Raw genomic sequence first — 20,186 nt, forward strand, 5'->3', positions numbered from 1 at the left:
GATTCGGAGGGTATTTGTATTTATAACGAAAATAATAAATAATTGTATATAATTACGGTTAAGCTAAATCCAGATATAGTGGCGTCTGCGTATTGATCAGTAGTAAGGCACTTGGTTCACAGGGGCCTAAGTACGCTGGCAATTCCTTTCGATAGTACGCTGCTTCCCGGCTGCCTTGTGGTGGTCGTTCGTTACGCTTTTTTGCCTTTTTCTTCTTTCTGACCCACTCCCAAAACCTACCGATTTTCGGTGGGGTGGCTGTTTATTTTCCACCATTTAACCCTTTTTTTATCATGAAGAAAACGCTTACCCGTCCTATCCTCCAACTGTCAGTGGTGGCCGCTTCGGTGGCTGGCCTGATGGTGTGGAGCGGACAAAAAGCCCCGCTAGAGGCCTCCAGTCACCGGGAGGCCCCGCTCATCGCCGACGACCCGGTAGCCGACAACACCGACGTCTACGCGTTCCGTAGCCCTGATGACCCTACCAAGGTGACCATCATTGCCAACTACATCCCGTTTCAGCTGCCGCAGGGTGGCCCGAACTACTACCACTTCGGGGAGAATGTTCGCTACGAGATTCACATCAAGAACAAGACCACTACAGAAGGTGATGACATCACCTACCGGTTTACGTTCACCCGCACCAACGAAGACCCCACCACGCACTTCAACATTCGGCTGGGGAAAGAAAACCTGAAAACCACCTACCGAGCCGAAATGAGCATGGCGGGTGGTCCGTTCACTACCATTGTAGCCAATGGCGTGGTGCCCGCCTACAATGTAGGGCCGCGCGCTATTTCCAGCCCGGTGGGCTTGAACGTAGCCGACTACAACACACTTATTCAGAATTCCATCCAGACGCTGGGTAACGGTACCAAGGTGTTCTGCGGACCAGTAGATGATCCATTTTTCGTTGACATTGGAGGCATCGAGGATTTGGGCGGCGTACGGCGCAACAGTGCCCGCGACGGTCTGTTCCACAAGAATGTGAACACCATTGCTCTCCAGATTCCGATCAACTTGCTGCAAAAAGATGGCAAGCCGGTTTCGCAGGCGGCCAACATCCTCGACTCCGATTATATCATTGGGGTATGGGCTTCGGCTAGCCGGCCATCTATGCGCACCTTGGGTAACTTCGGGATTCCAACTACCTCGGGCGAATACGTGCAGGTTTCGCGCCTGGGCATGCCGCTCACCAACGAAGTGGTGAACCCCGTAGGCAGCAAAGACGAGTGGAACGGCCGCACGCCGTACAACGAGAACCGCGCCTTCGACAATTACTTCAACAACCCCGAGCTGGCGCTGTATATGGACGACAGCAAGTTCGGTTCGGCAGTACCCGGTATCGGCGACCTGCGCATCCAAACCCGCTCACTCGGTCAGTTCGACTTCCGCAACGGTGCCAACGGTCTTGCAGGCCTGCTTGGCAACCCAGCAACGGCAGGTACGGCTCTCGCGCCACAGGCTCAGGGTGGTTTCGGCGAGTATTTGCTACGCACCGGTCAGCCACGTTCCGTAGACTTGCTGCCGATTTTTCATACCGGTGTTCCTAACCTGCGTCCGTACCAATTAGCTACGGGTAAAGGCGGCAATCCACTGGCAGCAGGCAAGCCGTTCATCAACAACTTCTTGCCTGTTGTTAATGCCAACGGTATTGGTGGTGACATGCTACGCCTGAACATGGCCGTGCCGGTTACGCCCCGCAACTCGCCTGACTTCAGCCCACTGGGCTTGGTATATGCAGCTGTAGTTGGCAACACCGACCCGCGCTACAACGGCTCTACCGCCTTGCAAGCCATTCCGAACATGGACGGCTTCCCGAACGGCCGCCGTTTAGAGGATGACGTGGTACGTATCGAACTACAAGCTGTAAGTGGCTTGGTGCTGGCCGCCATCGGCTTGCCCTACGACGATAACCCAACCGGGATGCCGAGCCCCTACTCGCAGAAAATGCAGGAGGTTATTAGCTTCACCACAGGTGTAGGCCGCAACGATACCACGCTGAAGATGATGTTCCCCTTCCAGCAAACGCCTTGGGCTGGTACCAACCCACAATTGGGCGGACCTCGCTACAGCGACGGAGTAGCGCAAGCCAACCGTGGTGCTGCCTCGGCGCTGGGCTTGCAGCCTGCTAAAGTGGCTACTGCTGAGAACTACCCGAACCCGTTCACGGATCAAACCACGTTCCGCTATGACGTAACGGTAAATGCTCCAATTAGCATCACCGTTTCGGATATGATGGGCCGTAAAGTGGCTACTATCGTCAAAAGCAAAGTGCACGCTCCTGGCTCGTACGAAGTGAACTGGCGGACCGGCAACCTGAAAAAGGGCGACTACATTGCCACGATTTCAACCGGCTCGACGGTGCTGCAAACGGTGCGCCTAGTACACGATACCAAGTAAAAATTGGATCCTTAATTACTGGTTGAGCTACCAGTAATCCAGTGTCAAATTTACCTCGTAGATTGACGTAGGAACTAGATAGCCGGCTCCGTTTGGGGTCGGCTATTTTTCCTCTTGGCAACCCCTCTTCGCTCTCCTTTTCCCACCAATTCATGCGTAAATACTTTTACCCGATTCTGCTGGTAGGCTTTGCGGCGGCAGTGGCAGCCCTGTTTTTCTTCCGTAAGCCTGAGGCCGTACCGCAGCTCAAAATGCGCCACGGCGACTTAGCTGCGGGCGGCGAATGGCTGAACACCCAGCAGGCTGTAGCCGGCTTGCAAGCCAAACTGCGTACCAACCCCGACGATACGAAGTCGCAACTATTGCTAGCTCAAGCCTACATGCAGGAGGCGCGCGTGACTGGCGACCATGCCTACTACGATATGGCCGCCATGGACCTGCTCAATAATATAACCCGCCGGGAGCCCGAAAACTTCGAGGCGCTGTGCTGCAAAGCCTCGCTCAACCTCACCCAGCACCACTTTTCGGAGGGCCTAGCCTTGGCCGAGCAAGCCGTGCAACTCAACCCCGAAAACGCGTTTGTGTACGGCTTGCTCTGCGACGCTAACGTGGAGCTGGGCCGTTACCCCGAGGCCGTCCGCATGGCCGACAAAATGAACACCATTCGCCCCGATTTGCGTGCCTACGCCCGCGTTTCATACCTGCGGGAAATCTACGGCGACTTGCCGGGCGCCATTGAGGCTATGGATATGGCCGCCAAAGCCGGCTACCCTGGCCTGGAGCAAACCGAATGGTCACGGATTCAATTGGGCCACCTCTACGAAAATACCGGCGACCTACAGAACGCCCAGAAACAGTACCAGGAAGCTTTGAATGAGCGGCCTGGCTACTCGTATGGCTTTGCCGGCCTGGGCCGTGTAGAAAAGGCACGCCGTAATTACAAGGAAGCCATTGCCTACTTCCAGAAGGCCCGCGCTACCGTGAAAGATTACGCCTTCGCCGACGAGCTGGCTGATCTGTACCGACTGAACAACGAGCCCGCCAAAGCCGACGAAATGGCCAAAGAAGCCATTGCCATGCTAGCCAGCGACGCCAAAGAAGCCGACGACAACGAGTTGATGGGCCACTACGCCGACCGGGAGTTGGCGTATGCCTACCTGAAAACCAAGGAGCTGGACAAAGCCCTCGAACACGCTAAAATCGAGTACGCCCGCCGCCCCGACAACATCGACGTGGAGGAAACGCTGGCCTGGGTGCACTACAAGCGTGGCGAATATGCCGAAGCTGACAAGCAGATGCAGCGTGCCCTGCGCATGAAAACCAAGACCCCCACGCTGCTGTGCCGGGCCGGCCTGATAGCCACCAAAACCGGCCGCCTGGCCGAAGGTCAAGCTCTGATTCGGGAAGCACTAGCCCTCAACCCATACCTCAGCCTGGATTTGGCTGATGAAGGCAAGCAACTGCTGGCCGCCCGCTAAACCCATTGCCCGCCGCCAGGATTTTGCGCCTTCTGCGGGAAAACACTCCAGCTCCGATGTCCTCTTTCCGTCCGTCTGCCCGCTACCTGTTGCCGCTGCTGGTGCTGTTGCCCGCCGTGTCCGATGCGCACGTGCTGGATGTGGATTTGAGCAAACTTTCCCGCACCGATATTCTGTGGACCTACCTTCAGCTAGGCTTCACGCACATCTTGCCCCTTGGCCTCGACCATATTCTGTTTGTGCTGAGCATCTTTTTTCTAGAGCCGCGCCTAAAACCGGTGCTCTGGCAGGCCACGGCCTTCACGGTGGCCCACTCCATCACGCTGGGCTTTGCTATGTACGGCATCATTGCACCACCTACTGCTATTGTGGAGCCAGTTATTGCGCTGTCCATCTTGTTTGTGGCCATTGAAAACATCTTTGCCGACCGGCTCAATCCGTGGCGGGTAGCCATTGTGTTTGGGTTCGGCCTGATTCACGGGCTGGGCTTTGCCAGTGCCCTCACCGGCCTAGGACTGCCGCGGACCATGTTCTTCGAATCGTTGATTTCCTTTAACGTCGGCGTGGAGTTGGGCCAGGTCAGCGTGATTCTGCTGGCGTGGCTACTGGTGGGCCGCTGGTTCAGCAATAAAATTTGGTACAAGCAGCGCGTTGTTATTCCCGCTTCTGTAGTTATTGGCCTAGTAGCTGCCTATTGGACTGTAGAACGGGTTTTCTTTACCTGATGCGGTACTGCCAGCTATAGCCCACTGCCAAAGGCCTGATTAGAACAAGTAGCGCATCAAACTCACCACTTCACAAACTCACTATTTCACCGCATGCTCCGCACCTACCTCGTCTTGCTGCTGCTCATGCACTACCTGCTGGTAGTGGGGGCAGGGCTTGTGGGGCGGCCGGAGCCGGTGCGGCAGCACGCCGCCGACTACGTGCACAGCGCCGACTGCCAGCGCCAGCACTACCTCCAACTCGACTGCTTCGACCATTGCAACGGCGAACAGTACGTTACCACCAAGCCCGGCCAACACCAATCGTGGCCGCAACTGCTGAGCAGTTTGAAGGGGCTGGATGTGCATTGCCAGCTAAGTGCGCCTGTCGTGCTGGTGGCGGTTGATTTTTCGAGTGAGCCGCAGTACGTGGCCGAAGCGGCAACACCGTTTCCGGTTGGGTTTCTGCGCGAGTTATACGCCCCTCCTCGTCGGGGATAAGTCGATTCTGGTCGATTGTGACCATGCCGAAGCGAGTTCCGCTTTGCGCTTTATCGTCTTATCCTTCATGCTGTAGCCGTTTTGCGGTTGCACCCCCCTGGCGTATGAACTTTCTATCTACTGCTTTTCAATTGCCGGTGGCCGCTGCCGCTGGTACTTCCGTTGCTTCACAACTCACGGGCGCGGTTTCCACTATTCAGCCACCCGTGGCAGCGCAGCCTGCCCACCAAGAACACAAAGTCCGCCAGATGGCCAGCCTCGCTACGCACCGGGCGCAGGTGCTGGCTCAGCGCCGCAACACCATTCCGTCTTCTGCTAAGCGCTGGTAAGTATGAAAAACTTCTATCCGGGTTTAGTATCAGCATTTCTTTGCGCTTTGCGCCAGTTACTGCTTACCTGTTCAGCATCTTTCTCAGCTTATCGACGCCACTGGCTGCGTCTGGCCGTGGTGTTACTGCTGGTAGGCCCCGGTGCACCGCTGCTAGCCCAGAACACGGGCACCATTCGGGGCTTCGTGGCAGATTCCACATCCAGGCAGCGCATACTAGGTTTGAGCGTGCGGCTGCAAAGCTCATCTGGAGCAGCTACAGTTGGTACGGCTACTGATGCGTTGGGTAACTTCCGGCTTGGCGGGTTAGGCGCCGGAACCTACACGGTGCAAGCCGCCGGCCTGGGCTACGGCGCCAGACTGCAGACAGTAACACTGACCGCCGGCGAAACCAAAGCTATCAGCTTCAGCTTGCCTACCATTTCGTTGAATCTTAGCGAAGTGACGGTGGCCCAGCCGCGCGACGTAAACCAGTCGTTGGCGGCCATTTCCCATATCGACCAGGTGCTACGGCCCGTGAATTCGGCGCAGGACTTGCTGCGGCTGGTACCCGGCTTGTTCATTGCCCAACACGCGGGCGGCGGCAAAGCCGAGCAGATTTTTCTGCGGGGCTTCGATGCCGACCACGGTACCGATTTCGCGGTGAGCATTGATGGGCTGCCGGTGAACATGGTCAGCCATGCGCACGGACAGGGCTACGCCGATTTTCACTTCGTGATTCCCGAAACCGTGGACCAGTTGCGGGTGTACAAAGGGCCTTACACAGCTCGATTCGGCGATTTTGCCACGGCCGGTGCTGGCGAGTTCACCACCAAAACCAGCCTCGACCGTAGCCAAGTGAAGCTGGAGCTAGGGCAGTTTGACACGCGCCGCGCCTTGGTCATGCTGGATTTGCTGGGCCACAACGAGCACCACTTGTTCAGCAAAAAGCCCGAAAGCGCCTACGTGGCCGCCGAGTACAACTTCACCAACTCGTACTTCGACCAGAAACAGCACTTCAAGCGCTTCAACGGTCTGGCCAAGTACACCGGCCAGCTCACCGACCAAACCTCGCTCACGTTGCTCGGCTCGCACTTCACGTCGAGTTGGGACGCCAGCGGCCAGATTCCGGAGCGCGGCGTGCGGGAGGGTCTGATTTCGCGCTACGGCAGCATCGACCCCACCGAAGGCGGTAGCACCGACCGCACCAACGCTTCGGTGGTGCTCACGACTGGCCTGCCGCACGACGCCGTGCTGCGCCAGCAAGCCTACTATTCGAAGTACGATTTCAGCTTGTATTCCAACTTCACCTTCTTCCTGCAAGACCCAGTGAATGGCGACGGAATCCAGCAGCTCGACGACCGGCACCTGTTCGGCTACACCGCCACCTACGACCGGGATACGCAGCTCGGCAGCCGCAACCTGCATTCCACCCTGGGCGTGGGTACCCGCAACGACTTCTCTAACCTGGCGCTGCGCCACACCGTGCGCCGCAACGTACTCGACACCATCACCGCTGGGAAACTATACGAGCGCAACATCAACGCCTACCTCGACGAGACGCTGAACCTCACCGAAGACCTGACCGTGAATGCCTCGGTGCGGGCCGACGTCTTTACGTTCGACTTCCGCGGCCAGCTTTATGACACCGCCGCCACTCAACTAACGCCCTTGCGGGGCCGCACCACCAAAGCGCGGGTGTCGCCAAAACTTAACCTGTACTACCAACTCACGCCCAACACGCAGCTGTTTGCGCGCTCCGGAATCGGGTTTCACTCCAATGATGCGCGCGGTGTGATTCGCGGCACTATTGGCGACAATGTGCTGCCCCGCGCTATCGGTTACGAGGTGGGCAGCACGTTCAAGCCCTTGCCCAGCCTGGTGGTAAATACGGCGTTGTGGGCGCTGCATTTGCAGGATGAATTAGTGTACATCGGCGACGCGGGGGAGGTGGAAAGCACCGGCCCCACCCGGCGGTTCGGCGTGGATGTGTCGGCGCGCTACCAGTTCACGAAAGTGTTGTTTGCCGACCTCGATTTGAACTACAACCACGGCCGGCAGGTACAAGCGCCTTCCGATGCAAATTACATTCCGCTGGCTCCCAGCTTCACGAGCACCGGTGGCCTGACGTTCAAGCAGCCCAGCGGCTTCAATGCCAGCCTGCGCTACCGCTACATCGACGACCGGCCCGCCAACGACGACGGCAGCATCACTGCCAAGGGCTATTTCCTGCTCGATGCCGTAGTGCGCTACACCCGCGCCCGGTTCGAGGTGGGTGCCACCGCCGAAAACCTATTGAACGTGAAATGGAACCAAGCGCAATTTGCCACCGAAACGCGCTTGCCTAACGAACCGCTCGGCACGTCGGTTGATGAGCTGCATTTCACGCCCGGCACGCCATTTTACTTGAAGCTAAACGCCAGCGTGTTCTTTTAAACACGTTGATTGAAACCAGTGCAACTTGCTTCCGGCCGCCCGAATGCTGACTTTCGGGCGGCCGAAATGTGTTGTTTGCTTATGAATTTGCTTTACTGTTTGCCATTTGCTGTTGCTTGTACTGCGCGGATTCTGCTGCCACTAGGGCTGCTGGGAATGACGGTGGCCTGCCAATCAACGGTAGGAGAGCCAGCTGCGGGGCCACTGACCGCCGCCACGCAAAGCGTAGCCCTGATACCCGCTGACTCCATAAAAACTGCTCCCACGCTACCCGATTCGCTCCAACTGACGCCCGTGTTACCTCTGTCAAACCTGCCCGACTCCGTGCGGCAGGTGGTGCGGAAGTTGCAAGCGGAACTAGGACCGGAAGCCGCCGACTTGCGGCCGGCCGTGTTGGAGCAGGCTTGCGTGGGGTACCTGGCCCTGCGGCACGCTGGCCGTATCCAACATGGTGGCGTGCTGGCCGTAGCCGATATGGATTTGCCTTCGTCGGAAAAGCGCCTGTGGGTGCTGGACTTGGCTGCGGGACGTGTGCTGCACCGCAGCCACGTAGCGCACGGCCGCGGCTCCGGGCAGTTACGTGCCCGCCGGTTTTCCAACGTCACAAAATCGGAATGCACGTCGTTGGGTTTTTATCGCACTCAGGACACGTACGGCGGTAAGCACGGCCTTTCGCGCCGACTGCGTGGCCTCGATGCTGGCCAGAATTCCAACGCCGCGTCGCGCTACGTGGTGCTGCACGCCGCCGATTACGTAAGTGCCAGCTACTTGCAGCAACACGGCCAGGTAGGTTACAGCCGGGGCTGCCCGGCCCTGCCTCCCGATCAATACAAGGCCATCATCAAGAGCTTGCCGGAAGGCTCCTGCCTGTTTCTGAGCGGCCCTGGGGTAGCGTCGAAATGGCTGGATGGCGAGGCCGCGGCTCAGCAATTGGCTGCGCGGGGCTGGCGCTAAGTTGCACGCAATACGTTTGAGGTATACTATATTTTACTTGGTAAATGCTCTGATAGTCAATTGATCAGCTTGCCTGGAAATTGCAGATGGAATTAAGTTGACGATAGGAATGTTTAGATAGCTCAATACTTAAAATAGCTCGGGGCGTATACCGTTCGTTCCGCTATTACGTATAGACTCCTTCAACGAGGAGTTTCGTTCTAAAAGCAGGGGCAACCCTTTGTGCAGATGGAAAAAACAAGCGTAGTATATCGTCAGCGTTTCAAGCGCCGGGCCCGCCGGGTGGCGCGTCGGGTGTTGCCTTTCATGGCGTCGCTGTTCATGGCTACGCCCCTGGCCAGCCCGGTGCTCAATTCCAAGGTGAAAGCCGCTAGTGTAGAAGCCAAGTTGCCGACCAACCAGGAGCTACAAACAGCTTTCTACAACCAGCGCACCCACAACCTGTATCAGGAAATGGCGCTGGAAAGCCAAGGCCTGCGGTTCGAAGTATTCGAGAAGGCGCTGACGGGCTACTTGAACCTGCAAACCGAAGGCCGCCTCTCCAATGAGAAGCAGCTTCTTACGGTAGTGGATTTTGAATTGCCTAGCACCGAAAAGCGCCTATGGGTGCTGGACTTGGCTGCCAAGCAAGTGAAATTCCACACGCTGGTAGCCCACGGCCACAACTCGGGCGAAGACGTAGCCACTACGTTCTCCAACCAGAACGAGTCGAATATGAGCAGCTTGGGCTTCTACGTTACCAAAGGCGAGTATATGGGCAAGCACGGCCGCTCACTCAAGCTTGACGGCGTGGACGAAGGCTTTAACACCAATGCATTGGAGCGTTCTGTAGTGATGCACGGTGCTGATTACGTGAGCGAAGACTTCATCCGGCAGAATGGCCGCTTGGGCCGTAGCCTTGGCTGCCCCGCGCTACCAATGGACCAGAAAGACGAAATCATTGAGGCCGTAAACGGTGGTACCTGCCTGTTCCTGAACGGGGCCGACCAGTCATACTCTTCGAAATACCTCAACCAAGACGTAGCCATCAATGCGCTGCTATCCAGCAACAGTTGAGCGACATACACTGAAAACGAAAAGGCCATCCTTGTATGAAGGATGGCCTTTTTTGTGATGCGAAAATCCTGGTCTACAGCTTTATGCCAAACTTTGCGCCTACCGTTTCTAGGTCGCGCACTACGGGGTCAAGCAAGTTGATGCCTTCGAGCAGACGTTTGGCGGCGGTTTCGCGCTCTGGGTCGCCGGGGATGAGGACGTGCTGGCCTTCGGTGGCGCGGGCGTTACGGAAGGTAGTAATCCAGTTATCCATGTGGGCCTTAAACTCGTCGGCAGGGCGGAAGGCGTCCACGCGCATCGCCCCGAAGAAGTGGCCGATGCCTTGGCCTACTGGGTCGGCGGGTGGTTGCAAGAATGCCACGAATGGCGGCACCCACGGCCCGTAGTTGGCTCCCGAAAGCACCGCAGAGAAAATGTCAACTACCGCGCCTAGGCCGTAGCCTTTGTGTGAGCCGGTTGCCCCGCCAAGTGGTAGCAGTGCCCCACCATTCTTCACGGCGTTGGGGTCGGTAGAGCCGGTGCCCTCCGCATCTTGTGCCCAGCCTTCGGGAATCGGAATGTTTTTGCGCTGGGCAATTTCTAGCTTGCCGTTGGCAGCGGTGGTAGTAGCCATGTCCAGCACGAAGTCGGGTTGCTCGCCGGCAGGTACGGCTACCGCAATGGGGTTAGTGCCCAGCAGACGGTCCAGGGAGTAGGTGGGGGCTACTAGCGGCGAGGCGTTGGTCATGGCCATGCCAATCATATCGTGAGCCAAGGCTTTCATGGCGTGGTAACCGGCAATACCGAAGTGGTTGGAGTTGCGCACCGACACCCAGCCCGTGCCTACTTGCCGGGCCTTCTCAATAGCCACTTGCATGGCCTTCGGGCCCACCACCAAGCCCAAACCACCATCACCGTCCACTACGGCCGTGCTGGGGGTTTCGTAGGTCACGCCCACGCGCGGCGCGGGGTTGATGCGGCCGGCTTCCCAGAGCCGGACGTAGCCCACCAACCGCGCCACCCCGTGCGAATCGACCCCGCGTAAATCGGCGGAAAGCAGCGTTTCGGTGGCTAGCGTGGCGTCGTCGTCGGGGCAACCGATGCTTTTGAAAACGGCTTCGGTGAACGTGAAGAGGTGGTTGTAGGAGAAGTTCATAGCACAAGCAGCGGGTATAGGATGCCCAAACTTACGGCAGTTTCAGTAGAGCACCGGGCAACCAACTGCATCTGAGGGCTGCTTACTACTGCTGCTGTTGTTGCTGTTGCTGCCAGTTTACGTATTTGCGGTAGGAGTTAACCGGTACAATCGGCTCCTTCACTTCCTGCACATATACCGGGTCTTCCATGGTAAGAAGCGGCTGCTCAGGCGTTGGGTCGCCATTCTCGATGTGTACTGATACGGTGAGCGTATGCGCGCCCGTGCCTTTATAGGTGCCTTTGATGGGCGTACAGTCCAAGAAATTTCGCCCGATGGCCATGCGCACGTGCCCGTCGTTCACAATGCAGTTGTTGGTGGGGTCGAGGCCCAGCCAGCCGTAGAAAGGAATGTAGGCTTCCACCCAGGCGTGGGTGGCGCCGGCTCCGCGCACGCCTTCCTGCTTGGGGCACACGTAGCCGCTCACGTAGCGCGCCGGAATGCCCATCAGGCGTAACATATACAGCAGCATGTGCGCAAAATCCTGGCAAACGCCTGCCCGCAACCGCCAGATTTCCTCGGTAGGCGTTTCCACGTTGGTGACACCTTTCTCGTAGCTGAAATGGTCGTAGACGTACTCCGACAGCACCAGCGCGTTTTTCAGTGGCTTGTCGGCGCTGTTCACTTCTTCGCGCAGCGCGTTCCAGATTTCGCCTTTCAACTGGGACGCTTCCGGCGTCAGAAAATCCATGTACGCTACATCGTGGCGCAATCCGGCTAGGTGCTGCCACTGCACTTCCGCCGATTCCTCATCCATCGGGAACTGAATGGCGTGGGTGTCCACCTCCAGGTTGCTCTCGATTACCAACTCGGTATGCGGCTCAATGACCGTGAACACGCCTACTTTATTGCCGAAATAGTCGGTAAAGAAGGCTAGCTCCGGGTCGTAGGAAATAGCTACCTCGTGCTTATTAACGGTCAGCCGATCGTCTTCCAGGGGGTAAACCATCAGTTGATTGGCACAGTCGATAACCGGAGCAGCGTAGGCGTAACGGGTCAGGTGCTTGATCGTGTAGGAAGGCATTTTGTTGGCTGTTAGCTAGTAGCTTTTGGCAGCTAGCTTCTTTAAAATGAGGTTCAAGCCTGAATGAGTGCGGAAAGCCAACAGCTACCAGCCATCAGCTAACCGATAAAAAAATCAACTGTTGCCGAAGTAGTATTTGTTGAGAGCCGCGGCAATGTCCAGCAATTCGGTTCGGGTTTGCCGCAAAAACTGATCGAGCAGGTTTGCATTGCCGGCACTGAGGCTGCTGTAGGTTACGCTGTTCTTGGCTTTGCCTACCAGAAAATGCAGTTGCTCGTAGCTGGTAGGTAGGCTTTTGTCTTTCAGCCGTTCGCAGCCCCGCATCAACTGGCGCAGGCTGTAGGCCAAGGAGTGAGGAAAATCCGAGTTGTACACCACCATGTGCAGTACGGTTTCTGGGTCTAGGTTGCCCCGGTGCGTTTTCGAGTACAGCTCGTGGCCGTAGAGAGAATACAAGATGTGGCGCAGCTCGGGCGTACCCGTGGGGTGGTGCCCGGCCAGCGCAAAAGCCTGCCGGTTAAGGCCCAGGATGTCAATGATTTGGATGGTGCGTTCTAGGTATTTGCCCAGGTTCAGAAACACATACCCTTCGTCGCGGGGCATGGTGTGCTGCACCGTGCCCGTGAACAGTAGCCCTTGCCGCAGCAAATTATCCAGGCCCGACACGGGGTCTTCGGTGGTGGTTTGCTGGGCTAGCTCCTCGTGCCGGATGGTGTGGTAGTACTCGTTGAGGCTCTGCCACACTTCCTTGGTAATGTGGTCTTGCACGGCACGGGCGTTTTCGCGGGCATGCATCACGTTGTTGTACACCGACACGGCGTTGGCCTTATCGAAAACCAAATGCTCGATAACCTGCGCCGTATCGCGCACGGCTTCGTTTATTTCCTCCGAGGTTAAGTCGCCGTAGTTGTGCAGCAGCGGCTTCCAGCCTTGGTAGCGGTGCTCGTCCTGTGAGGTGATGTAGCTGATGCGAATCACCTGCAACATAGACTGTGTGCGCTCCATGTAGCGAGCCAGCCAGTAAATAGTATCAGCAACGCGACTCAGCATGCAGTGAGATTGTGAAATGGTGATTTTGTGAGATGTCGGAATGACGGTCTATGATTACTTATTTCACCCGAATTCTGGGCCTAGTACCCACGTGTCTTTGCTGCCGCCACCCTGAGAGGAGTTTACCACTAAGGAGCCTTCGCGCAGCGCTACCCGCGTGAGGCCGCCGGGCACGATATCAATACCCGACGGGCCGTAGAGGGCAAACGGGCGCAGGTCTACGCGGCGGGGTTGGAGCACGCCGTCGATGTAGCAGGGCGTGGAGGAGAGGCTGATGATGGGCTGGGCAATGAAGCTGCGTGGATCGGCGGTAATAGCGGTTTTGAAGTCGTCCATTTCCTGCTCGGTGGCGCTGCTGCCAATCAGCATACCGTACCCGCCCGACTCGTTGGTGCGCTTAATCACCATGCGCTCCATGTTGTCGAACACGTGCTGGCGATTGTCGGCGTCGGCCAGCTGATAGGTGGGCACGTTTTTGAGGATGGGCTCCTCGTTGAGGTAGTACCGAATCATGTCGGGCACGTAGCAGTACACGGCCTTGTCGTCGGCCACGCCGTTGCCCATGGCATTCACGATGGCCACATTGCCCTTGCGGTAGGCCCAGTACAGCCCCGATACGCCCAGCGCACTATCGGGCCGAAACACTAGCGGGTCGATGTAGTCATCATCGACGCGGCGGTAGATAACGTCCACCCGGGTGAGGCCCTTGGTGGTTTTCATGTACACGAAGTGGTTGTGCACAATCAGGTCGCGGCTTTCCACCAGCCGGATGCCCATCAGGCGGGCCAGCGTGCTGTGCTCGAAATAAGCGGAGTTGTAGATGCCCGGTGACAAGAGCACCACCGTGGCTTCGCTGGCTTGCCGGCTGCCCAACGCCAGCAGGTTGCGGAACAGCAAATCCGGGTAGTCTTTCACCGGCTGCACGTTGTTTTTGGGCAGCAGATCGGGGAAGATGCGGTAGGTAATACTGCGGTTTTCCAACATGTACGACACGCCCGACGGGGTGCGCAGGTTGTCTTCGAGCACGTAAAACTCGCCGTCATGGTCCCGGATCAAGTCCACGCCCGCAATGTGGGTGTAAATGTCGTGCGGAACATCCACGTTCATCATCTCCCGCAAAAACTGCGGGCACGAGTACACCAGGGCGGCCGGAATGATACCGTCTTTGATAATGAATTGCTGGTGGTAGATGTCCTTCAGGAAAATATTCAGCGCCTTCAGCCGCTGCTTGATGCCCGCCTCAATGCGCGTCCATTCCGAGTAGTTGAGGATGCGCGGGATGATGTCGAACGGGAAAATTTTCTCGATGCCTTCGCCGCTGCTGTACACGGTAAACGTGACGCCCTGGCTCAGAAACAGCTTTTGGGCCAACTCCACCTTGCGGTTCATCTCCGGACCGGCCAAGTTTTCGATGGCCGACACAAAATGCCGGTATTCGGGCCGGATGCTGGCTGCCTGAAACATTTCGTCCCACACGTTGGGCTGGTCCCGGTAGGAATGGAGTAGCGGATTGTCCTGCATAAAATCGAAGGATAAGAGAGAAACCAGCGACAAAAAGACTCCCGCTACCGCCAACAAGAAAAAACTTGATTCAGCGGAAAGGCTAGGCTGCGCAGGGTATTAGTTCTGGAATTAAGGTAATAAAAAGAGAAAACCCTTACTTTTTTCAAGTCTAATTGAAACTTGATATAGGTTTCTACTTGCTATTGCCTGAAAAACATAGGGGTGCCTAATAGTGGATTTACAGCCGCTAGAAGTCTGCAAAAGCGAATACAGCCGGACCTACAGCCGTAAACAGTTGGCTGTAAATCCACTACCTGCCGGCCTTACTAGCAAGTGCCACCGTACAAGCTTGTCGTGCTAAGGGCAGCGGCTTTTAAAAAATAGCCGTACACGGGCGAAAATCAGCCTGCTACTTTCCTTCAGCTCTTATGCAACTCTTTAAGTGCACGTACTGCGGCCAACTCTTGTATTTCGAAAACGATAAGTGCGAAAGGTGCCACCACTCTCTCGGCTTCGAAACCGAACGGCTGGAACTGTTGCCGCTCATAGCCGAACCCGATGGGCGTACGTTTCAACTGTACGGCAATGATGCACCTGGTTCACTCACCTATACCTACTGCCAGAACCACCTGGATGCGGCCTGCAACTGGCTGGTGCCGAGTGCCAGTGCCACACCGTTCTGCACGGCCTGCGCCCTCAACCGTACCATTCCCAACCTTGCCGAGCCGGAACATAAAGCGCGGTGGCGGCGGCTGGAAGTAGCCAAACATCGGCTTGTGTATAGCTTGCTGCGTATGGGCCTGCCGGTGGTTAGCAAAGCCACTGATCCGGAGCACGGTCTGTGGTTTGATTTCCTGGCAGATAATAGCTCACAGGGCGGCGAGAAAGTGCTGACCGGTCACGACGACGGCCTGATTACCATCAACATTGCTGAGGCCGACGACATCGAGCGGGAAATGGCGCGCAAAGCCATGGCCGAGTTGTACCGGACGCTGCTCGGGCACTTTCGCCACGAAGTGGGCCACTACTATTGGGACCGGCTCATCGACGAAACTCCGCAGCTAGCGGAATTTCGGCAGCTGTTTGGCGATGAGCAACAGGATTACAGCGAGGCCCTGAAGCGGCATTATGCCCAAGGGCCACCTTCCGACTGGCCTCAGCATTTCATCAGCTCCTACGCCAGCAGCCACCCTTGGGAAGACTGGGCCGAAACCTGGGCCCATTACCTTCATATTGTGGATACGCTACAAACGGCCCATGCTTTTGGCCTGAGCCTGAACCCTGTAGGGGCCGATACCAGCCCGTACCTGCAAGCCACCATCAGCGAGGAGCCCTACGAGCAGCCCGATTTCTACGCCATCATGGATCAGTGGCTGCCGCTCACGTTTGCCATGAACAGCCTCAACCGCAGCATGGGCCAACCCGATTCCTACCCATTCATCATCAGCCCGCCAGTGATGGAAAAAATGGCCTTCATTCACCGGGTATGCCAAGGCGCCCAATAGGAGGTAGGCAAGTAGCCGTTTCCTGAAAATAGTAGTGCGCGTTGCCTCTGCTAAAACTATAAACGAATAGCGCGGAACCCCCTGGGCTTCCGCGCTATTCGTTTATTCAGTGCCCTAAAGCGGCGTAGCCTAGCCGTGCAGCATTTCAGCTAGTAGGCCTTCTTTCAGCGCGTAGGAAGAGGTACGGATGCGGGTAATGCCCGAAATACCCAGCACGTAATCAATCAGGATGGTGGCAACTACCAGCATGTCGGCACGCATGGGCAAGATGCCCGGAATGGCTAGCCGCTGCTCGTGGTTGCCGCTCAGTAACTGCCGGTAGCTGTGCTGAAAGCTGCTCAACTCTAGTTCAGTGCAGGGCGGTAATTCTGCTTCGGTGCGCAACTGGCCCAGCTGCATGTCGGCCAGGCTGTCGAAGCTGCCGGACGCGCCCACCAACGTAACGGGCTGGTAGTGCTGCACCGCAGCAGCTAACGGCGCCAGCACAGCACTCAGGTGCGCCTGCTCGGCTGCTACGGCGCTGGCCGGAACGATGCCGCTGGGGTCGGGAAAAAACATGTCCAGTAGCCGCTGCGCCCCGATTTCAAAGCTCTGCTTCCAGAAAATGGTGTCCTCATCTGCAACGATAAACTCCACCGAGCCGCCACCGATATCCACTATCAAGTTTTTTTCCTGCCCCAATGGCACCGCTTGTCGCACGCCTTTGGTAATCAGCTCGGCTTCCCGCTCGCCCGGAATTACATCGACCTTGATGCCAGTCTGCTCGAAGATGGCCTGCACCAACTCCGGGCCGTTGCGCGCAACACGCATAGCACTGGTGGCCGTAGCGCGCACCTCCGTAACCTGGTGCAGATCAATTTCTTCCTGAAAGGCATTCACTGTGTGCAGAGCCCGCGCAAAGGCCGCCGGCGTAATTTCTCCTTTGCTGATGCCGCCTTCGCCCAACCGCACGCCCACTTTGGTACGCAGCAATATCAGCGTCTCGTAGTGCTTTTCTTCGGGCAGCTCCACAATCAGCAGATGGAAGGTGTTGGTGCCCATATCAATAAGGGCAAGTCGGCGGTGACGAGGAGTAGTTGTCATGGTAGCGTGTAAAGACTAGAAGCTAGTTCCCCCCCTCTTTTAAAAAGGGGCTAGGGGTGCCGGTGGCTACGTAGCGAACCGGCAGAACGTGCCCAGCGGCAACTTGCGGGCCCCGGCATCGTGCAGGTAGATTTCCCCAATTTCGCGCTTCTCCCGCATTTCAGGGAAGATTTCGCCCACCAGGTTATCCAAAATCAGTGCCGAGAAACCTAAGGAATAGAGATTGACGAGGAAGAAATGGTCCGTGGGGTCGAGGAGCTCTTTGCAGAGCTTGAGCATTTCATTGAGCTCGTCTTCCAGCTGCCACTTCTCGCCGTTGGGGCCCCGGCCGTAGGCAGGCGGGTCGAGGATGAGGCCTTGGTACTTGCTGCCGCGCTTCACTTCGCGTCGCACGTATTTCATGGCGTCTTCCACCAGCCAGCGCACCCCGTCCAGGTTGCTAGCTTCCATGTTGTCGCGAGCCCAAAAGTTCACCTGCTTCACCGAGTCGAGGTGCGTAACGTCGGCGCCGGCGGCGCGGGCGGCTAGGGTGGCAGCCCCGGTGTAGGCAAACAGGTTGAGCACGCGCGGCACGGCGGCTTTGCGCTGGCGCGTTTGCTGGTAGATGAACTGCCAATTGGGGTCTTGTTCCGGAAACAGCCCCACGTGCTTGAACGACGACATGCCCAGCCGAAACCGCAGTTTCAGGCCGTCGGGCCGCTCGTAGCCAATTACCCACTGCTCGGGCGTGCCGGGTTTTATTTTCCACTGGCCGCGCTCCTGGCTGCCTTTTTCGCGGGTGAAGGTGGCGTCGGCACGCTGCCACTCACTGGCGGCGAGGTGCGGGTCCCAGATGGCTTGGGGCTCGGGACGGGCCAGAATGTGCTTGCCGAAGCGCTCCAGCTTCTCGAAGTTGCCGGCGTCTAGTAGCTCGTAGTCGGCCCAGGGACTGGTGGTGAGGAACGTGTACATGTAGGGCAAAGGTAATTGTTGGCTGCTGGTTGTGAGTAGTTGATTATTGGTGGCTTGCGCTAGCCTTGCCCAACTATCAAAGGGCTGACCTACGTACTCCATTAATCAACTAGTATCTATCAACGACCAACCAGCACCCCATGACTGAACCCAAACGCATTGCCGACCAGCTCCGTCGTGCCTTCGATGGCGACGCCTGGTCGGGGTCTTCGTTGCAACAAACTCTAACGGGTATCACGGCCGCGCAGGCCGCCGCTTACCCGTGGCCTGGCGTACACACTATTGGCGAGCTGGTGCGGCATCTTGCCTCCTGGACTGCCACGGCAGCGCAGCGCGTACAATCCCGAGAGCATACCCCGATGACCCGCGACGACTGGCCGGCTTTTCCGGTGGTGGCTGATGAAGCCGCCTGGCTGCGGGCCCGGCAGGAGCTGCACGAGGCGCACGAGCAACTGGTGGCCCTCGTGGAAGCTCTGCCCACTGCTGAACTGGATACGGTGCTGGGCGACGTGCGGGAACGGGCCGATGGCTCGGGTGTATCCATCTACGTGCTGCTGCACGGCATCATTCAGCATTATCTTTACCACGCCGGGCAGATTGCCTTGTTGCGAAAATTCGTCTGACCCGCTTCCCCGTGATTCTTACCTTCTATAAATACCAAGGCACCGGCAACGACTTCGTGATGGTGGACGACCGTGCCCACCGCTTCGACGAAACCAACCGGGCCCTCGTGCATCACCTCTGCGACCGGCGCCGCGGCATTGGCGCCGATGGCCTCATCCTGCTCCGCCAGCACTCGGACTATGATTTCGAAATGGTGTACTTCAACGCCGACGGCCGCATTGGCTCGATGTGCGGCAACGGTGGCCGTTGCACCGTGGCCTTTGCCAAGCAGCTCGGCGTAATTGACAGCACCACTCACTTTTTGGCTGCCGATGGCCCGCACGAAGCGCAAGTTGAGGCCGACGGCACCGTACACTTGCGCATGCAGGACGTAACCGGCCATCAGCACATAGCGGAGCACGACGGCGTATTTCTGAATACTGGTTCGCCGCATCTGGTGCGCTTTATGCCCGCCAGCACCCTGGCCGAACTGAACGTATTTGCCGAAGGCCGCGCCATTCGCTACGGTGACATCTTCAAGGAGCATGGTACTAACATCAACTTCGTGGAGAAACCTGCTACGCCCGAACTGCCGTGGCAGGTGCGCACTTATGAGCGGGGCGTAGAAGACGAAACACTGAGTTGCGGCACCGGCGTTACGGCTGTGGCCCTAGCCGCTTCGCAGCACGGCGCCGAAAGCCCAGTGCGCCTGCAAACGCCTGGCGGTGAGTTGCGCGTTACCTTCGAGGCGCTGCCCGACGGCGCTTTCACCAACATCTTCCTTATTGGGCCTGCCCAGCGGGTATTCGACGGCCAAGTGGAAATCTGAGCGAGGCTATGCTGCACAACGAGCTGGTTTTTCTGCGGGCATTGGAAGCAGAAGATTTAGAGTTTCTGTATGTCTTGGAAAACAACGACGCGCTGTGGACCATATCCGACAATGTGGTACCGATTTCGCGCTATACCCTACGGCAGTACCTCGACAACGCCGCCGCCGATTTGCAGGAGGTGCGGCAGCTACGGCTGGTTATCTGCGCTAACGACGATAAACGGGCTGTAGGAACCGTCGATTTGTTTGATTATCAGGCGCATCATCAGCGGGCAGGTGTTGGTATTGCACTGTTGCCTACGAAGCGGAAGCGGGGATATGCTCAGGCGGCTCTGCGCCTAATGACTGCTTACGCCCGCACCACGCTACACCTGCATCAGCTGTATTGTACAATTGCCGACGACAATGTGCCGAGTCTCCGTTTATTCGAGAAAGTGGGATTCGTGGCGGTAGGGGTCCGTAAACACTGGCTACGCCGGACCAATGGCTGGCAGGACGTAGTAGAATATCAATGTTTACTATGAAATAAGCAGTAGGCGTAATTGCGGCACTTCTGGTTTATACTTATTTCAATATAAGCAAAACTATATAAATGGCAGTGTCGAGCTTGTAGTTGTACTAATGTT

18 protein-coding genes are annotated in these 20,186 nt (G+C 57.3%); 12 read left to right on the forward strand and 6 right to left on the reverse strand.

What is annotated here, in order from left to right:
* Positions 1-293: 293 nt before the first annotated feature.
* From G536_RS0103305 to G536_RS0103340, 8 genes are all read left to right on the forward strand, one after another.
* Positions 294-2,402: a DUF4331 family protein gene (locus tag G536_RS0103305; protein ID WP_022822159.1), complete on the forward strand. Its 2,109-nt coding sequence runs from the start codon at positions 294-296 to the stop codon at positions 2,400-2,402.
* Positions 2,403-2,554: 152 nt separating this feature from the next.
* Complete coding sequence (locus G536_RS26030) at positions 2,555-3,880, forward strand: tetratricopeptide repeat protein (RefSeq protein ID WP_022822160.1); 1,326 nt, start codon at positions 2,555-2,557, stop codon at positions 3,878-3,880.
* A 56-nt stretch (positions 3,881-3,936) separates the two neighbouring features.
* Positions 3,937-4,605, forward strand: coding sequence for a HupE/UreJ family protein (locus G536_RS0103315; RefSeq protein WP_022822161.1), 669 nt, complete (start codon positions 3,937-3,939; stop codon positions 4,603-4,605).
* Between the two features lie 93 nt (positions 4,606-4,698).
* Complete coding sequence (locus G536_RS0103320) at positions 4,699-5,085, forward strand: hypothetical protein (RefSeq protein WP_022822162.1); 387 nt, start codon at positions 4,699-4,701, stop codon at positions 5,083-5,085.
* Positions 5,086-5,189: 104 nt separating this feature from the next.
* Entirely contained in the window at positions 5,190-5,414 is a 225-nt protein-coding gene (locus tag G536_RS0103325; protein WP_022822163.1) for a hypothetical protein, read from the forward strand.
* 47 nt (positions 5,415-5,461) lie between these two features.
* Positions 5,462-7,828 (forward strand): TonB-dependent receptor, encoded by a 2,367-nt coding sequence (locus tag G536_RS0103330; protein WP_245575739.1) that lies wholly within the window; start codon positions 5,462-5,464, stop codon positions 7,826-7,828.
* 99 nt (positions 7,829-7,927) lie between these two features.
* Complete coding sequence (locus tag G536_RS26035) at positions 7,928-8,782, forward strand: murein L,D-transpeptidase catalytic domain family protein (protein ID WP_169515033.1); 855 nt, start codon at positions 7,928-7,930, stop codon at positions 8,780-8,782.
* Between the two features lie 228 nt (positions 8,783-9,010).
* Complete coding sequence (locus G536_RS0103340; RefSeq protein ID WP_022822166.1) at positions 9,011-9,838, forward strand: murein L,D-transpeptidase catalytic domain family protein; 828 nt, start codon at positions 9,011-9,013, stop codon at positions 9,836-9,838.
* Between the two features lie 73 nt (positions 9,839-9,911).
* Here G536_RS0103340 and G536_RS0103345 read toward each other — a convergent pair whose 3' ends face one another.
* The 4 genes from G536_RS0103345 to G536_RS0103360 all read right to left on the reverse strand — a co-directional run bounded on the left by G536_RS0103345 (position 9,912) and on the right by G536_RS0103360 (position 14,640).
* Positions 9,912-10,973 carry an Ldh family oxidoreductase gene (locus G536_RS0103345; RefSeq protein ID WP_022822167.1) on the reverse strand — a complete coding sequence of 354 codons (1,062 nt, stop codon included), beginning with the start codon at positions 10,971-10,973 and terminating at the stop codon, positions 9,912-9,914.
* A gap of 85 nt (positions 10,974-11,058) precedes the next feature.
* Positions 11,059-12,036, reverse strand: coding sequence for a transglutaminase family protein (locus tag G536_RS0103350; protein WP_022822168.1), 978 nt, complete (start codon positions 12,034-12,036; stop codon positions 11,059-11,061).
* 114 nt (positions 12,037-12,150) lie between these two features.
* Positions 12,151-13,086, reverse strand: a complete 936-nt coding sequence (locus G536_RS0103355; protein WP_022822169.1) for an alpha-E domain-containing protein — start codon at positions 13,084-13,086, stop codon at positions 12,151-12,153.
* Positions 13,087-13,149: 63 nt separating this feature from the next.
* Positions 13,150-14,640, reverse strand: a complete 1,491-nt coding sequence (locus G536_RS0103360; protein ID WP_245575741.1) for a circularly permuted type 2 ATP-grasp protein — start codon at positions 14,638-14,640, stop codon at positions 13,150-13,152.
* A gap of 377 nt (positions 14,641-15,017) precedes the next feature.
* On the opposite strand from G536_RS0103360, the gene G536_RS0103365 reads away from it, so the two are divergent.
* Positions 15,018-16,094, forward strand: a complete 1,077-nt coding sequence (locus tag G536_RS0103365) for a zinc-binding metallopeptidase family protein (RefSeq protein ID WP_022822171.1) — start codon at positions 15,018-15,020, stop codon at positions 16,092-16,094.
* 129 nt (positions 16,095-16,223) lie between these two features.
* Here the strand turns inward: G536_RS0103365 and G536_RS0103370 are convergent, their stop codons facing one another.
* Positions 16,224-17,177, reverse strand: a complete 954-nt coding sequence (locus tag G536_RS0103370; RefSeq protein WP_026879789.1) for a Ppx/GppA phosphatase family protein — start codon at positions 17,175-17,177, stop codon at positions 16,224-16,226.
* A 66-nt stretch (positions 17,178-17,243) separates the two neighbouring features.
* Entirely contained in the window at positions 17,244-18,128 is an 885-nt protein-coding gene (locus G536_RS0103375; protein WP_022822172.1) for a class I SAM-dependent methyltransferase, read from the reverse strand.
* Between the two features lie 140 nt (positions 18,129-18,268).
* Here G536_RS0103375 and G536_RS0103380 point away from each other — a divergent pair, with 140 nt between their 5' ends.
* From G536_RS0103380 to G536_RS0103390, 3 genes are read left to right on the forward strand one after another with little or no spacing between them, the layout of a single operon-like run.
* Positions 18,269-18,751 (forward strand): DinB family protein, encoded by a 483-nt coding sequence (locus G536_RS0103380; RefSeq protein WP_022822173.1) that lies wholly within the window; start codon positions 18,269-18,271, stop codon positions 18,749-18,751.
* Between the two features lie 11 nt (positions 18,752-18,762).
* Positions 18,763-19,560, forward strand: a complete 798-nt coding sequence (gene dapF / locus G536_RS0103385) for a diaminopimelate epimerase (protein ID WP_022822174.1) — start codon at positions 18,763-18,765, stop codon at positions 19,558-19,560.
* Between the two features lie 8 nt (positions 19,561-19,568).
* Complete coding sequence (locus tag G536_RS0103390) at positions 19,569-20,084, forward strand: GNAT family N-acetyltransferase (protein ID WP_022822175.1); 516 nt, start codon at positions 19,569-19,571, stop codon at positions 20,082-20,084.
* The last annotated feature ends 102 nt before the right edge of the window (positions 20,085-20,186 follow it).

The organism is Hymenobacter norwichensis DSM 15439 (genome assembly GCF_000420705.1).
In the GTDB taxonomy this organism is placed as follows: Bacteria; Bacteroidota; Bacteroidia; order Cytophagales; family Hymenobacteraceae; genus Hymenobacter; species Hymenobacter norwichensis.

Bases quoted from the DNA above. Each gene is read 5' to 3' on its own strand.
- G536_RS0103305 (WP_022822159.1), top strand. From the start codon at position 294: ATGAAGAAAACGCTTACCCGTCCTATCCTCCAACTGTCAGTGGTGGCC.
- G536_RS26030 (WP_022822160.1), top strand. From the start codon at position 2,555: ATGCGTAAATACTTTTACCCGATTCTGCTGGTAGGCTTTGCGGCGGCA.
- G536_RS0103315 (WP_022822161.1), top strand. From the start codon at position 3,937: ATGTCCTCTTTCCGTCCGTCTGCCCGCTACCTGTTGCCGCTGCTGGTG.
- G536_RS0103320 (WP_022822162.1), top strand. From the start codon at position 4,699: ATGCTCCGCACCTACCTCGTCTTGCTGCTGCTCATGCACTACCTGCTG.
- G536_RS0103325 (WP_022822163.1), top strand. From the start codon at position 5,190: ATGAACTTTCTATCTACTGCTTTTCAATTGCCGGTGGCCGCTGCCGCT.
- G536_RS0103340 (WP_022822166.1), top strand. From the start codon at position 9,011: ATGGAAAAAACAAGCGTAGTATATCGTCAGCGTTTCAAGCGCCGGGCC.
- G536_RS0103345 (WP_022822167.1), bottom strand. From the start codon at position 10,973: ATGAACTTCTCCTACAACCACCTCTTCACGTTCACCGAAGCCGTTTTC.
- G536_RS0103350 (WP_022822168.1), bottom strand. From the start codon at position 12,036: ATGCCTTCCTACACGATCAAGCACCTGACCCGTTACGCCTACGCTGCT.
- G536_RS0103355 (WP_022822169.1), bottom strand. From the start codon at position 13,086: ATGCTGAGTCGCGTTGCTGATACTATTTACTGGCTGGCTCGCTACATG.
- G536_RS0103365 (WP_022822171.1), top strand. From the start codon at position 15,018: ATGCAACTCTTTAAGTGCACGTACTGCGGCCAACTCTTGTATTTCGAA.
- G536_RS0103370 (WP_026879789.1), bottom strand. From the start codon at position 17,177: ATGACAACTACTCCTCGTCACCGCCGACTTGCCCTTATTGATATGGGC.
- G536_RS0103375 (WP_022822172.1), bottom strand. From the start codon at position 18,128: ATGTACACGTTCCTCACCACCAGTCCCTGGGCCGACTACGAGCTACTA.
- G536_RS0103380 (WP_022822173.1), top strand. From the start codon at position 18,269: ATGACTGAACCCAAACGCATTGCCGACCAGCTCCGTCGTGCCTTCGAT.
- G536_RS0103390 (WP_022822175.1), top strand. From the start codon at position 19,569: ATGCTGCACAACGAGCTGGTTTTTCTGCGGGCATTGGAAGCAGAAGAT.